This is a genomic window from Sporolactobacillus terrae DSM 11697, assembly GCF_000648615.1.
GTDB lineage: Bacteria > Bacillota > Bacilli > Bacillales > Sporolactobacillaceae > Sporolactobacillus > Sporolactobacillus terrae.
This window is the reverse complement of sequence record NZ_JFZC01000039.1, coordinates 127,273-141,743: the sequence shown is the minus strand read 5'-3', so window position 1 is coordinate 141,743 and position 14,471 is coordinate 127,273. Positions and strand designations below refer to the sequence as shown.

At 45.4% G+C, this 14,471-nt stretch carries 15 protein-coding genes; 1 reads left to right on the top strand and 14 read right to left on the bottom strand.

Annotated elements, in window-relative coordinates; all coding sequences use genetic code 11:
• Nucleotides 1–58: 58 nt before the first annotated feature.
• From AA84_RS0108055 to rpsU, 7 genes are all read right to left on the bottom strand, one after another.
• Nucleotides 59–958, bottom strand: a complete 900-nt coding sequence (locus AA84_RS0108055; RefSeq protein ID WP_051575068.1) for a PhoH family protein — start codon at nucleotides 956–958, stop codon at nucleotides 59–61.
• 235 nt (nucleotides 959–1,193) lie between these two features.
• Nucleotides 1,194–2,408, bottom strand: a complete 1,215-nt coding sequence (gene yqfD, locus AA84_RS0108050) for a sporulation protein YqfD (RefSeq protein ID WP_028976774.1) — start codon at nucleotides 2,406–2,408, stop codon at nucleotides 1,194–1,196.
• Nucleotides 2,409–2,426: 18 nt separating this feature from the next.
• Nucleotides 2,427–2,708, bottom strand: a complete 282-nt coding sequence (gene yqfC / locus AA84_RS0108045; protein ID WP_010027274.1) for a sporulation protein YqfC — start codon at nucleotides 2,706–2,708, stop codon at nucleotides 2,427–2,429.
• A gap of 199 nt (nucleotides 2,709–2,907) precedes the next feature.
• Nucleotides 2,908–3,369, bottom strand: coding sequence for a hypothetical protein (locus tag AA84_RS0108040; protein ID WP_028976772.1), 462 nt, complete (start codon nucleotides 3,367–3,369; stop codon nucleotides 2,908–2,910).
• 33 nt (nucleotides 3,370–3,402) lie between these two features.
• Entirely contained in the window at nucleotides 3,403–4,404 is a 1,002-nt protein-coding gene (floA, locus tag AA84_RS0108035; protein ID WP_028976771.1) for a flotillin-like protein FloA, read from the bottom strand.
• 137 nt (nucleotides 4,405–4,541) lie between these two features.
• Nucleotides 4,542–4,988, bottom strand: a complete 447-nt coding sequence (locus tag AA84_RS0108030; protein WP_028976770.1) for a GatB/YqeY domain-containing protein — start codon at nucleotides 4,986–4,988, stop codon at nucleotides 4,542–4,544.
• Between the two features lie 15 nt (nucleotides 4,989–5,003).
• Entirely contained in the window at nucleotides 5,004–5,183 is a 180-nt protein-coding gene (gene rpsU / locus AA84_RS0108025) for a 30S ribosomal protein S21 (RefSeq protein WP_010025726.1), read from the bottom strand.
• Nucleotides 5,184–5,423: 240 nt separating this feature from the next.
• Here rpsU and AA84_RS0108020 point away from each other — a divergent pair, with 240 nt between their 5' ends.
• Nucleotides 5,424–6,344: a Na/Pi symporter gene (locus tag AA84_RS0108020; protein ID WP_028976769.1), complete on the top strand. Its 921-nt coding sequence runs from the start codon at nucleotides 5,424–5,426 to the stop codon at nucleotides 6,342–6,344.
• 13 nt (nucleotides 6,345–6,357) lie between these two features.
• On the opposite strand, the gene mtaB is transcribed toward AA84_RS0108020, so the two are convergent.
• The 7 genes from mtaB to hrcA all read right to left on the bottom strand — a co-directional run bounded on the left by mtaB (nucleotide 6,358) and on the right by hrcA (nucleotide 14,422).
• Nucleotides 6,358–7,704 (bottom strand): tRNA (N(6)-L-threonylcarbamoyladenosine(37)-C(2))-methylthiotransferase MtaB, encoded by a 1,347-nt coding sequence (gene mtaB / locus AA84_RS0108015; RefSeq protein ID WP_028976768.1) that lies wholly within the window; start codon nucleotides 7,702–7,704, stop codon nucleotides 6,358–6,360.
• A 2-nt stretch (nucleotides 7,705–7,706) separates the two neighbouring features.
• A complete protein-coding gene (locus AA84_RS0108010; RefSeq protein WP_028976767.1) occupies nucleotides 7,707–8,474 on the bottom strand; it encodes a 16S rRNA (uracil(1498)-N(3))-methyltransferase in 768 nt (255 codons plus the stop codon).
• 1 nt (nucleotide 8,475) lies between these two features.
• Nucleotides 8,476–9,414, bottom strand: a complete 939-nt coding sequence (gene prmA / locus AA84_RS0108005) for a 50S ribosomal protein L11 methyltransferase (RefSeq protein ID WP_028976766.1) — start codon at nucleotides 9,412–9,414, stop codon at nucleotides 8,476–8,478.
• Nucleotides 9,415–9,498: 84 nt separating this feature from the next.
• Nucleotides 9,499–10,635, bottom strand: coding sequence for a molecular chaperone DnaJ (gene dnaJ, locus AA84_RS0108000; RefSeq protein ID WP_028976765.1), 1,137 nt, complete (start codon nucleotides 10,633–10,635; stop codon nucleotides 9,499–9,501).
• Nucleotides 10,636–10,831: 196 nt separating this feature from the next.
• A complete protein-coding gene (gene dnaK, locus AA84_RS0107995; RefSeq protein ID WP_028976764.1) occupies nucleotides 10,832–12,691 on the bottom strand; it encodes a molecular chaperone DnaK in 1,860 nt (619 codons plus the stop codon).
• Between the two features lie 49 nt (nucleotides 12,692–12,740).
• Nucleotides 12,741–13,364 carry a nucleotide exchange factor GrpE gene (gene grpE, locus AA84_RS0107990; protein WP_028976763.1) on the bottom strand — a complete coding sequence of 208 codons (624 nt, stop codon included), beginning with the start codon at nucleotides 13,362–13,364 and terminating at the stop codon, nucleotides 12,741–12,743.
• Between the two features lie 41 nt (nucleotides 13,365–13,405).
• The gene (hrcA, locus tag AA84_RS0107985) at nucleotides 13,406–14,422 is read right to left on the bottom strand and encodes a heat-inducible transcriptional repressor HrcA (protein ID WP_028976762.1); all 1,017 of its coding nucleotides are present in this window, start codon (nucleotides 14,420–14,422) and stop codon (nucleotides 13,406–13,408) included.
• Between the last annotated feature and the right edge of the window lie 49 nt (nucleotides 14,423–14,471).

Below are 14,471 nucleotides of genomic sequence, written 5' to 3'. Positions count from 1 at the left end.
GGGTTCGTTTCTCGCCGAAACGCCTGCCTGATCTCTCTAAAAGTAGTAAAACTGATGATCAGTCCCCATAGGCTTCGATAATCTTCTGAACAAGCGGGTGACGCACGACATCGGTACGATCCAAATTAACAAAGGAAATACCGGCCACATGTTCCAGAAGCTCCTTTGCTGTTTTAAGTCCGGACTTTTTGCCCTTCGGAAGGTCGACCTGCGTGACATCACCGGTAATAATCATTTTTGAACCAAAGCCCAAACGCGTTAAGAACATTTTCATCTGTTCCTGCGTTGTATTCTGCGCTTCGTCTAAGATTACATAGGCGTCCTCCAAGGTCCGTCCCCGCATATAAGCTAGCGGAGCGATTTCGATCGTTCCCCGCTCAATGAGACGAAGCGTATGTTCCGCTCCAAGCACGTCGTTCAAAGCGTCATAAAGCGGACGCAAGTAGGGATCGACTTTTTCCTTTAAATCGCCCGGTAGAAAACCAAGACTTTCACCCGCCTCGACTGCCGGACGCGTTAAGATCAACCGCTTAATCTGACCTGCCTTCATCGCTGTAACAGCCATAACAACAGCCAGATAAGTTTTGCCGGTCCCGGCAGGTCCAATCGCAAACACCATGTCATGTTTGCGAATTGCTTGAACGTAGCGCTTCTGCCCCATGGTCTTGACACGGATGGGCTTGCCCTTGCTGTTTGTCGCGATTTCATCGCCGTAGAGGCTGCTGAAGGCATCGAGCTGCCCATTGTCCGCCATCTTCAAGGCATAGACAGCATCCCGTTCGGAAATAGAGATACCCTTTCTTATTAAACGAAGGAGTGCATTAAGGACCTGCTCGACTTTTCGCGCATCACCCTCGTTTTCCGTTGAGACGTTAACGGAGCCGCCCCGGGTCACAATAGACAAACCTAGGGACTGCTCAATGATCTTCAGATGCGCATCACCCGGTCCGAAAAGCATCAGCGCTTCATTCCCATTTTCAAATTCTAATGTAATTTTATATAAATGGCGTTCTGGCAAGCTCTATGTGTCCTCCTTGAAAATCGGTTGCGTTTCCATTATTCTACCATATGTTGTTGTTGAGATTCCAATTTTGATTTTATTCCTTGCTTTTTAAAACACCTGCAGGCGCAATTTAAGCGTTGTGATGCAGCGACTGTAAGCAAGGAAGTACATGCACGGCATTGCAGCAGTTTTATTGCGGCTTTTTCTTCATCTTCTTTTTTTCCTTCGCGATATTGATTGCTTTTGGGACAGCAATATTCTCATGAACAACTTGATGCGTGCGCAAGTACAACTGCCCTCTCACAATTTTTTTATAATCAATAACAGCATTAAGAATTTTAGCATCCTCAGGCAACTGATCCAACAGTTTCTTCTCCGACGATTCAATTGCGTCACGGGTCGCTTGTGCAACGGTCAACTGTCGCGTCACTTGTTTTGTTTGTCTGTACTGCTGTTTGATCAAAACAAAAGGTGTACGCCAAATCAAAAAACGGATTGGTTTGCGAACCGTTTCCAAATCATATGCTTTGAACGGCTGCTTTTTAAAGCCCCATAATGAAACAGTCATGTGCCACATTTTCAGCTGATAACGATTATAGTCCTTTCCCGTATAAAGCGTGTAGTGATTCGTCATTGGGATTTGCATTTCTGAGCGATACCAAGTCTCGCCAATCACTTTGCCTCTTGATGAAACGAATTTGAATGACTCGTCACTGCCTATTTTCCCGCTGACCAATACCTGTCCGGCTTTGACGAACTGGTCACTTTCCACTAAAGGTTGTCCGTTTTCAACGTATAGGCGCTGGACAACCGCTTGTTTCGCGGCAACTAAATTTCTCGGTCCGCTCACCTCTTTAGGTTGGGGATACTTTTTTTCAACGACATTAATCCGATAAGTGGTTCCTTTTCTTGAGACGCCAATCCATGTGACCTTGGTTAATTTTGTTGACAGCGCATTTTCAAGCTGGCTTGTATCCGGAACAAATAGATCGAGCGAACCTTCGTATAAATGATTCTGCCTTAAAATGTTGCGAATTTGATCCGCTAATTTCGGATCGGCACCATCAATTCGAACCGACCAGACCATGTTGGAAAGCATGAGGAGAAGCATCATAAAAAAAAGCAGCCCGGCCGTAATTCCCAGCCGCAATTTTAATTTTCTCAAATAAAAGGGAAGCCCGTTTTTTTCTAGAATATGAATGCGACATTTTGACTCTTTCAGCAGCATTCTTAATGCATTCGAATCAGTGAGTGCAATGGAGCACGTCAGGGTTGTCTCATTTGTGCGCATAATATTCCAAATACGTATCTGTTCACGCAATCCGATTCGAATGAACCGTTCCGGCTCCGCGCCAATGATCTCCGCTCTTAAATAGCCTTCTGTACGATGCAATAGATGCCTCAACCAAACAGCCTCCCTTCATCATTCATTCTCAAATCGGACACCCGTTACGCGTCCCTGGAGAACAATTTCCTTCTCAAGAATCGTTTCGAGAACAAAATCATTGCCTGTTATATGGAGTTCGCCCTCATTTAAAGCAAGTTTCAACTCAGTTTTCGAGAATGAGAGAACGCTTTGATAGTTTTCAATGGAGAGTCGAAACTGGCCGATTAGTGTTAATCGGGGAACACCCAGCATCACATCTTCAGGAATGTCGGATACTTCGGCAAACCACTTTTTTAAATGAGCGCTCCATTTTCTCATAATCTCCCTCCACCTCATTACATGCTTATGAATGAAGAGCTGCTGATAGCACCGGTTTCAAATAAATCCTCATGAAAATCGGCTGCTTGTTATACAACGCATCCTTTTGATAGCCCAACCAAACATCTATTTCTGTGTTCATAAAAAAAAGGGTCTCATTGTCGTAAAGAGACTTTTGAGACACCCTCAAAGAATATGGTCAGCGAATTTTTTTGTTTTCAAAATAACGATGAGGCTGGGCAGAGCGCGGTTTCCCGATTATTTCAGAAAAAATGAAGGCTTGGCGAAGCTTCTGCCGATCGCTCATCCAGGTGTTATCCGTACTGATGGATCGGGGAACTTTGGCCTGTACAGAAGGTGTTTCTGAAGGAGCAGGAATGGACTCATTAAACCGTTCTTTCATCTGTTGATATCTTTTTACCCATTCATTTTCGGTCACTGGTTCAGAAGATGCCTGTTCGGTGACCAGTTCAGTACTCTGTTTCTGATTGGAGCCTATTTTGGCAGCTTGCCGCATCGACCGCTGCATCGAAACCTGTGGGTGCGGGCGCCTTCCGCGTTCTTGCCTGATCTTTCGTTCCTTTGCATTTTGCTTTTCTACTGATCGAGCTACAGTGAAAATCAAATAGATGACGACGCCGATGACCCAGATAAAAAACATAGGGCAACCTCCTTACTGAATCGCTTCACAACATTACTTGTACTCGTCGCCTGACGTATTGTCGCTGTTCTCCTGTTTACCGAAGGAATGGCGCATTTCTGTATCAGCCTTAATATTGTTGTAGTTCATATAATCCATGACACCAAGCTTACCTGATTTCAGCGCAGCAGCCATGGCCAGAGGTACTTCGGATTCCGCTTCGACAACCTTGGCACGCATTTCTTCGACACGCGCACGCATTTCTTGTTCATTTGCCACAGCCATGGCACGCCGTTCTTCGGCTTTGGCCTGTGCAATATTTTTGTCTGCTTCTGCCTGCTCGGTCTGCAGAAAGGCACCAATGTTCTTGCCGACATCCACATCCGCTATATCAATCGATAGAATTTCAAAAGCCGTTCCAGCATCCAGACCTTTTTCAAGAACAGTCTTTGAAATGGTATCCGGATTTTTTAATACATCTTTATGCGTTGACGAAGCACCAATTGTGCTGACGACACCCTCTCCGACACGAGCGATCACCGTTTCTTCACCGGCACCGCCGACGAGACGGTCAATATTCGCACGAACCGTAATCCTTGCCTTGACTTTAACTTCAATCCCATTAATCGCCACACCGGCAATATAAGGGGTCTCAATAACCTTAGGATTAACACTCATCTGCACAGCTTCAAGAACATCTCTTCCGGCAAGATCAATTGCTGCTGCACGAGCAAAAGTCAAATCAATATTTGCGCGGTGAGCCGCAATCAGCGCGTTAACCACACGATCGACATTTCCTCCAGCCAGATAGTGGCTTTCCAATTGATTGGTGTGTAGATCAAGCCCCGCTTTTGTCGCCTTAATTAACGGATCAATCACACGCCTTGGAATAACACGCCTCAATCGCATACCAATTAATGTGAATATGCTAATTCGAACACCTGATGACAGTGCTGAAATCCATAGCATTACCGGGACAAACGTAAACAGCACGACAATTGCAATGATCAGCAGAGCCGCGATAATTAAAACACTCACTGTTGAAGCGTCTAACATTAATCTCATCTCCTGTCTTTCTTAGATTGTTACGCCATGTATCATCTTCAACATCTATCGTACCATGAATTATTTTTAAAATCTTGCACATAAATAAAACTCTGTTTGTTCACTAGGACCAAACAGAGTTTTTACTTTTATTCACTTAATTTACTGCGCACGATTTTATTGACCATACCGCCATCTGCCCGGCCTTTTACCTTAGGCATTATCGCTTTCATCACTTTGCCGATATCTGCTTTAGAAGCGGCACCGACTTCCGAAATTGTTTCATCTATAATCGCCTCAACTTTTTCTTCAGAAAATTGTTCAGGCATATATTTTTGGACAATTGCAATTTCACTGGTGACTTCATCAACAAGATCCTGACGCCCTGCATTCTTAAACTCTTGGAGGGAGTCTTTCCTCTGCTTAAGCTCTCGGGTCAGGACTGCCAGTGCCTCGTCATCGGACAATGGTTTACCTAGTTTGATCGATTCGTTCTGCAGCGATGTTTTAATCATGCGAATGACCGAGAGGTTTTCCTTATCTCGCGCTCTCATCGCTTGTTTCATATCTGTAGTCAAACGATCAACAAGGCTCATTTGCCGTGCTCCTTCTTAGTATCTGCGGCGTTTTTTACGCGCAGCCTCAGATTTTTTCTTACGCTTAACACTTGGTTTCTCGTAATTTCTCCGTTTCTTAACTTCCGCTAATGTACCGGATTTCGAAACCGACCGTTTAAAACGTCGAAGCGCATCTTCAATCGATTCATTCTTCCGAACTCGTGTCTCGACCATCTTTGTTTCCCTCCCTCCAAAAACGAAAACAATTCAAATGACATCTCTTTTATGTCAATAGCCATTATATACGATAGAAAACAAATTATCAAATGAGGAAATGCTTTTTTTTCCAGTCAGCGCTAAATTACAGTTCGCGCGTACGAAAAAAAATTGGAAACAACGAAATTCACTTGCAATTGGAATCATTTTTGTCATTCATTCCTTGCCTTGTCCATAGAATAGGACGAGGTGATCAAAGTGAATCATCAAGTCGTTGCTTTTATTTTATATATCTTACTTTTCTTGCTCGGAATGGGCGTCATGTCCGGAGGCATGAATGCACTCGTCGGTCGTCGCATGCGCAACACATTGGAACGTGCAGCAAGCACGCCAATGAGAGGTCTGATTATTGGGACACTGGCATCGATGCTTCTGCAGAGCAGTTCAGCAGTTACGATTATCACTGTCGGATTAATTGGCGCACAGGCTATGCATTTCTCGCAGAGCGTCGGCATTATTCTTGGCGCAAACATCGGTACGACGATGACCGGTGAAATTGCTGCACTGCCCATCGGATCACTTCATTATGTGTTTTTCGCCGCCGGTTTGCTCATGATGTGTCTGCCGTTCAAACGATTTTTTTCGTTCGGCTCTTTTTTATTTGGAATCGGCTGCCTTTTCGCATCGATGAACGGATTCAGTTCGCTCGCTGAATCCTTGACTCAATCGCCCTTTGTTCGCGACCTGTTAGTCGATGCCAATGGAAGCATGCTTTACGCCGTCATCGTAGGCACACTTTTTTCTGCGATTATTCAATCGAGTTCCGCCACCTTGCTTGTCTGCATGGGTTTTCTTGACCACAACATACTCACTTTGCCTGCTGCAATTGCCATTATGCTTGGCTCTAATGTGGGTACTTGCCTGACCACCTACCTTGCAAGTCTTGGCACAGGGCGTGAAGGCCGATGGACCGCCTACACGCATATTCTGTTTAATGTGTTGAGCGTTGTCGCTTTTTTCCCATTTATCCATTTTATGGGCGATTACACGATGATGCTGGGCGGCAGTGGCAAGACGGCTCTTGCGCACGCATCGGTTATCTTTAATCTGGTTACCGGTTTAATCGCTGTACCTCTAGCCGGTCCATACGGCCGCTGGGTTGAGCGGCACCGCTTATAAACCCATTTCTAAGTTAGGCCAGCGTTGCTGAGTTCGGATCTAGAACGCGAACGAACTCGCCTTCATTGATTGGATAGCCTGTTTTCACTAATTTGACACGGACAAGTTTACCTACAATATCGTTAGACGGATACTTGAACTTCACCTTCAAATAGTTGTCTGTGAAGCCAACAAAGTAGCCATCTTCTTCATGATGATTCAGAGGTTCTTCAGGAATAACCTCCAATACCTGTTGCTCATATTTTGCCGCATACTCTGCCGACAGCTTATTTGATAATTCAATCAAACGATTGACGCGCTCATGCTTGACTTTATCCGGCACTTGATCCTTCATCCCAGCAGCCGGTGTACCGGTTCGTTTTGAATAGGGAAAAACATGAAGCTCTGAAAAATGCAGGTCGCGGATAAAGGCATAGGTTTGCTCGAATTCTTCATCCGTTTCGCCAGGAAAACCAACAATAACATCGGAAGTCAACGCAAAATCAGGAAGTGCTTCACGCAGCAGCGCAATCTTCTTCGCAAAAAATTCTGTTTTATATTTACGATGCATCCGTTCCAAAACGGTATCGGATCCTGCTTGCAATGGAATATGGAGATGGCGGGCAAGAACCTTTGAACGACCGACAACATCGATCACTTCATCGGTGATTTGACTTGCTTCAATTGAAGAAATTCTAAGCCGCTTCAAACCAACCACGTTGCTCTCCAGATCACGGAGCAGCTGAGCGAAATTATAATTCTCCATGTCTTCTCCGTAGCCGGCAGTATGTATCCCGGTCAGGACGATCTCCTTGTATCCGGCATCAACCAGCTGCTGTGCTTGTTTCATCACATTTTCAGGCGTCCGTGAACGCAGGAGCCCGCGCGCCCAAGGAATCACGCAGAAAGTACAAAAATTATTGCATCCTTCCTGAATCTTGAGTGATGCGCGTGTCCGATCCGTAAATGCTGGTACATCAAGTTCTTCATACACCTTTGCTTTCATGATGTCGCTTACCCCGTTGATCGGTTCCCGGTCTCTTCGGTACTGCTCGACAAAGCCAAGCAGACGATTGCGGTCCTGAGTGCCGACGACGATATCGACGCCTGGGATAGACATCACCTCAGCCGGCGAGGTCTGCGCGTAGCAGCCGGTAACGCAGATCACTGCCTCCGGATTGCTTCGAATCGCTCGGCGAATCGTTTGGCGGCTCTTCTGATCACCGGTATTGGTTACCGTGCATGTGTTAATGATGTAGACATCCGCATGTTTTTCAAATTCAGCACGTTCATAGCCCTGATTTTTAAAAAGCTGCCATATCGCTTCCGTTTCGTAATGATTAACCTTGCATCCTAATGTGTGAAAAGCAACTGAAGGCATTTTTATTCATCCACCCCACATTGTAAAAGTTCAAAATGATAAGAGATCGCCGATAAAAGGTACAATGCTGCTGTTTCCGTTCTTAAAATTCGCGGGCCGAGTCCGCACAGAGCGAAGCCATGATTCTTCAAAGTATCTGCTTCTTCAGCCGTCAAGCCACCCTCTGGACCAACGACAGCAAGCAAGGAATCTCCGGCAGTCATTTCTTTTAGTACAGTCGGAAAACATGCCTGTTGTCCTGCTTTCGCAGTTTCTTCGAAGGCAACCACTTTAAATGGAAATGACGCACTAAACGCGATCAACTGATCCAAATTCATCGGTTCACGGATTTCAGGAATAAAGCGACGGTGCGACTGCTCTGCCGCTTCCTTACTTATCTTTTCAAGGCGGAGCCGTTTCTTATCCGCCTTGTTCTTTTTCCACAGCGCAACGCAGCGATCAGCCTGAAAAGGAACAAAACAGCGTGCTCCGCATTCTGTTCCTTTTTGAATAATCGTTTCAAATTTATCACCTTTAGGAATGCCCTGTGCAATGGTGACATGAATGGGCAGTTCAGAATCTACGCATTGCCGACTTTTGATCAGTGCTTGCACGCTGCCCTCTGCAAAGGATTCAATTGCACATAGATAAACAGCACCTTTATTATTCGCACACAGGATTAGGTCAGAGGGTTTCATACGCATGACCTTCTGAATATGGTGCGCATCATCACCGGTAATGGTTACCCTATGATCGCTAAACTGATCGGCATTAATGAAATAACGCTGCATCTTATTCCGCCTTCTCGGCAATCAACGCAACCCAATCGCCGGATTCCATTGAATCAATCACACGAAGACCGTTCTTTGAAAGCGTCTGAACGACTTGTGCTTTTTTCTGTTTAATAATCCCTGATGCAATGAGACGGCCGCCATCGTCCAGACGCTCACCAACGCCGCTCTCGGCAAGACGAATGACCAACTCAGCAAGCAAATTGGCAACAACAATCTGATAGGTTCCTGTAACGTGATCCGATAGATTGTTTTGGCGTACCTTGACGACATCTTGAACATGGTTCAGCTTGACATTGAGCTTGGCCGACTGTACAGCTACAGCATCAAGATCTACAGCCATGACCTCGTCTGCCCCTAATTTTGCTGCCGCAATGGACAGTACGCCGGTGCCGGTGCCGACGTCGAGAACGCTTGCTTGGTTAGGCAGATACTTCTCAAGTGCCTCAATGCATAGCACAGTGGTCGGGTGTGTCCCGGTACCGAAAGCCATCCCTGGATCAAGCTCAATGACCTGTCGCTCCGAATTCCTCGGCTCGAAGCTTTCCCACGTCGGCGAAATGTAGAACCAGCGGCCGACTTCCACCGGTTTATAATATTTTTTCCATGCGGTTGCCCATTCTTCTTCATTGTGCTCACTGAGTGTAACCTGTCCGTCCCCCAAGTCAATATCATACAACACTAAATTGTTCAGCGATTGTTTGATTTCTTCAACCGTTTCACCGAGAAAACTGTTTATCGGCAGATATGCTTTAACATTTACCCCGTCAATCGGGTAATCGGCCGGATCTAGTGAATACCTTGAATCTGATCCAGCAAGCTGCCGCAGATCTTGGGAGTCTTCAATAACAACACCGCCTGCGCCCGCCTCATAGAGTATATTCGTGACCGATTCGATCGCTTCCTCAGTTGTATGAATACAAATTTCCGACCATCTCATCGCGTTTGTGGAATCGCTCCTTAATAAAAAGTTGAAAAATGCAGCCGATATCAAGCTATTGTATTCAGAGAAAAGAAACAGGCATTAGTCGCCCTTAAATACTTTTTTCTTCATTTTATCAAAAAAACTTGCATCGCTATCGTCGACTTCGTTACCGTCAAGTGCCGACAGTTTCTTAAACAAACTCTTTTGTTCCTCAGATATATGTTTCGGTGTCACAACTTTTACGGTTACCCGTTCATCGCCTTGTCCATAACCGCGAACATTTTTAATTCCTTTTCCTCTGAGGCGGAATTTTGTGCCTGTCTGTGTACCGGCAGGGATTTTAAGTTTCACTTTACCATGAAGGGTTGGTACTTCGATTTCATCGCCCAGCGCAACCTGTGCAAAGGACACTGGAACATCGAGCAACACATCATCACCGGATCTCTGGTAATATTTATGCGGCCTAACCGCAAATACAATGTAGAGATCTCCTGAAGGTCCGCCGTTTACTCCTGATTCACCTTGACCGGACAAACGAATTTGCTGCCCGTCATCAATGCCTGCCGGAACTTTGACTTCAATCTTTTTGTTCACCTTCATTTTGCCGGTACCCGCGCACGTACTGCACGGATGCTTAATTGATTTACCCGTACCTTTGCAGTATGGGCAGACGCGCCGGTTCACAACCCGACCAAACGGCGTATTCTGCTCCTGATTCAACTGTCCTGTACCATGACAGTGGGCACATTGTTCCGGTTTTGTTCCCGGTTTTGCACCTGAACCGTGGCAAGTTGTACAGGTTTCCTCTTTAGGAATGCGGATGTTCGTCGTTTTCCCAAACGCTGCTTCTTCAAAGGTCAGCGACATTTCGTATTGAAGATCTGCGCCTTGGCGCGGCGCATTTGGATCACGCCGTCTTGAGCCGCCATTAAAGATCTGATCAAAAATATCGCCGAAACCGAAATCAGCACCACCAAATCCTTGACCTCCGAAACCGCCGCCAAATCCGCCTTGATTTGGATCTGCTTCACCAAATTGATCATATTGCGCACGCTTTTGCGGATCGCTTAATATTTCATAAGCCTTGGTAGCTTCCTTGAATTTTTCCGGTGCACCCGGATCTTTATTGACATCGGGATGGTATTTACGCGCTAATTTTCGAAATGCTTTTTTAATCTCATCCTTAGATGCATCTTTGCTGACGCCGAGGATTTCGTAATAATCCCGTTTACTCATCAAATCACTCCCGAAATGATTTCACATAAAATTAATCATATCATTCGTATCCCTGTTTAAGCAAGAAAAAGCCAAAGCCAGAACCCGCGTCCGACTTCGACTTTCTTGAATTACACGCTTTCATCGACAGATCAGGTCGATTCTTTTTTAGAATATGCCGATCAAGGTAAAAGGCGACAAAATAAGAAGCTGCAGATCAGTTCTTCTTGTTCTTGTTTTTGTCTTTATCTTCGTCATCCACTTCTTTATAATCTGCATCAACAACATCGTCATCTTTCTTGCTTCCTTTTGCTGCGCCTTCCGCACCTTGTGCACCCTGAGCTTGTTGCTGTGCTTGTTGATACAGTTTTACAGACAATTGTTGAACAAGCTCATTGAGGGCATCTTTCGCTGATTTGATTGCTTCAACGTCTTTGCCTTCAAGTGCTTTTTTCAGCTTATCCTTGGCATCTTCTGCCTTAGATTTTTCAGAAGCATCGACCTTATCGCCAAGTTCGTTCAGCGTTTTCTCAGTTGAGAAGATCAGCTGATCGGCTTCGTTTCTCAGATCAACCTCTTCTTTGCGTTTCTTATCCGCATCTGCATTCGCTTCTGCGTCTTTAACCATCTTGTCAATCTCATCATCGCTCAGACCTGAAGATGACTTGATCGTAATGGATTGCTCTTTGTTTGTCCCTTTGTCTTTTGCTTTAACGTTCACAATACCGTTTGCATCAATTTCAAAGGTTACTTCGATTTGCGGTACACCCCGTGGAGCCGGTGGAATATCGGTCAATTGGAAACGACCGAGTGTCTTGTTGTCCGCAGCCATCTGGCGTTCCCCTTGAAGGACATGAATGTCAACCGCAGTTTGATTATCTGCCGCCGTTGAGAATACTTGAGACTTGCTTGTCGGAATCGTTGTATTACGTTCAATCAGTTTTGTGGACACGCCGCCCATCGTTTCAATTCCAAGGGACAACGGCGTAACGTCCAGCAGAACAACATCCTTCACATCACCGGTCAGCACGCCGCCTTGGATGGCAGCACCAACGGCAACAACTTCATCAGGGTTGACCCCTTTACTTGGTTCTTTTCCCGTCAGATTTTTGATTGCTGCCTGAACGGCCGGGATACGTGTTGATCCGCCGACAAGAACAATTTTGCTGATATCGTCCATCGTCATATCGGCATCAGACAGAGCCTGACGAACTGGACCCATTGTATCTTCAACGAGATCTGCGGTCAGCTCATCAAATTTTGCACGAGTAAGCGTTGTTTCCAAGTGTTTTGGACCTGTTGCATCGGCGGAAATAAACGGCAGTGAGATTTGCGTTTGTGACACACCGGACAACTCTTTCTTTGCTTTTTCAGATGCATCTTTCAGACGCTGCAGAGCCATCTTATCTCCAGAAAGATCGAGACCTGTTTCTTTCTTGAATTCACCAATTAAGAATTTGATGATTCGTTCATCGAAGTCATCGCCGCCAAGCTTATTGTTTCCAGCCGTTGCTTTTACTTCGAAAATGCCATCGCCAAGTTCGAGAATCGAAACATCGAATGTACCGCCGCCAAGGTCAAAAACGAGGATGGTTTGATCTTCGCCTTTGTCCAGACCATAAGCGAGGGAGGCGGCTGTTGGTTCGTTGATAATGCGCAGCACTTCGAGTCCGGCAATTTTACCGGCGTCCTTTGTTGCTTGGCGCTGCGCGTCGTTGAAGTAAGCCGGGACCGTGATGACCGCTTTGTCCACCGTTTCGCCAAGATATTGTTCAGCATCTGATTTTAATTTTTGCAGAATGATTGCTGAAATTTCTTGAGGTGTATATTTTTTGTCTTCAACTTCAACCTTGTAATCCGAACCCATATGGCGCTTAATCGACAAAATTGTATTTGGGTTGGTCACGGCTTGACGTTTTGCAACTTCACCAACCTGACGTTCGCCGTTTTTGAAAGCAACTGCCGATGGCGTCGTACGCGCTCCTTCCGGGTTAGGAATAACGACGGGCTCTCCGCCTTCCATCACTGCCACACAGGAGTTTGTTGTACCTAAGTCAATACCAATAATTTTACTCATGTTCATTTCCTCCTAATATTAAAAAACATTAAGTTTGAACGTCTAGATTTTAGGCGCTGACTTTCACCATTGCCGGGCGAATTACTCGTCCGTTTAATGTATAACCCGCTTGAAGTACTTGGATCACGGTCCCTGATTCATGCTCTGCACTCTCTTCCTGCATCACTGCTTGGTGAACATTCGGATCGAATGGCTGATTCAGAGACGGAATTTCTTCTACGCCTTCTTTTTTTAGCGCATCTTCAAGCTTCGACAAAACCATTTCCATACCCTTTTTTAAGGATTGTCCGTCTTCGGATGTCGTTTCAACGGCAAGCGCACGTTGAAAATTATCGAGAATCTCAAGCATATCGGAGACAAGATCTTGAGCACGGAATTTGCGAGAATCTGTCTTTTCTTTGTTCGTGCGCTTTCTAAAGTTATCAAAGTCCGCCTGCGTTCTCAGCATGCGACTATTCAACTCATCATTTTTCTTCTTAAGCGCTTCGATTTCAGCCGTTTGCTCAGCAATCTTCTTAACAAGCACCTCACGGTCACGCTGATCATCATTTTGATCCGGTGCACGATCTTCCTCTGCACCCTCACCCGGCTCTGCAGCCTGAGTTTGTGGGTCTGTTTCCATTTCAACTTCTTCATTGATTTTCTGTGAATCTTTGTTTGCCTGTTCTGTCATAGGCTCACCTCCTAAAATATAGAAAGAGCGCGATCAGGCTCTTATTTGGTTAAGTTTTCGGTTAAGATTTTGGAGACCGTGTCAATTAAGGTCACCACACGCGGATAAGCCATCCGTTTTGGGCCGATTACTGCAACTGTTCCGAGATGCTCCCCGCCCATTGAATAGGTCGTTGTGATCAGGCTGCAATCTTCAATACCATTTAATTTGTTCTCGCGGCCGATACGAATATGCAAACCGGTGGCCGGCATACTCATGATCTCGTGAACGATTTCTTTTCCCTCAAGGACATTAAGCAAAGAAATAATCTTCTTGACATCTTGAAATTCAGGTTGTGCAAGAATATTGTTCTTGCCGCTGCAGAAAATTTGTTCCGGATCGTCCATGGTCAAACTTTCCTGCAACATGTTCATCACACGATTGTAATCACGAATGTGGAGACGCATGACGTTGGAAATTTCCTTGTTTAGCCGCGCTTGAAGCTGATAGAGCGGAACGTTTTCAAGCTTGTCATTTAAGATATTAATAATTTTTTCAATGTCCTCTGCTCGAATCGATTTAGGAAAAGTAACCATCTTGTTTTCCACATGCCCTGTATCGGTTACAATGATCAGAACCCCTTGCGTCTGATTCAGCTTAACCATTTGGATGTGTTTCAATCGCATGTCCATCAATTCAGGACCAAGCATAATCGCTGTGTAGTTTGTGAATTCAGAAAGAACTTGCGCTGTGACGCGAATCAATTCTTCCTTCTCAGAAAACTTCTTCCGATAGGCATGTCGAATGTTTCCAACCTCATCTTCAGAAAGCAGAACCGGAGAGAGCAAATGATCGACATAAAAACGGTAGCCCTTTTCTGAGGGTACTCTTCCGGAAGAAAGATGTGTTTTCTCAAGAAAACCCATTTCTTCCAGATCTGCGAGTTCGTTTCTGATCGTCGCCGGACTAAAATGAACATCGTCCCGTTTTGCAATCGACCGTGAACCAACTGGCTCGGCAGAGACAACATAGTCATTAACTAAAAGCTGCAACAAAAACAATTGACGATCAGTTAACATCTTGTTGATCACCTCTGTTAGCACTCGATCTATCCGAGTGCTAATTCTA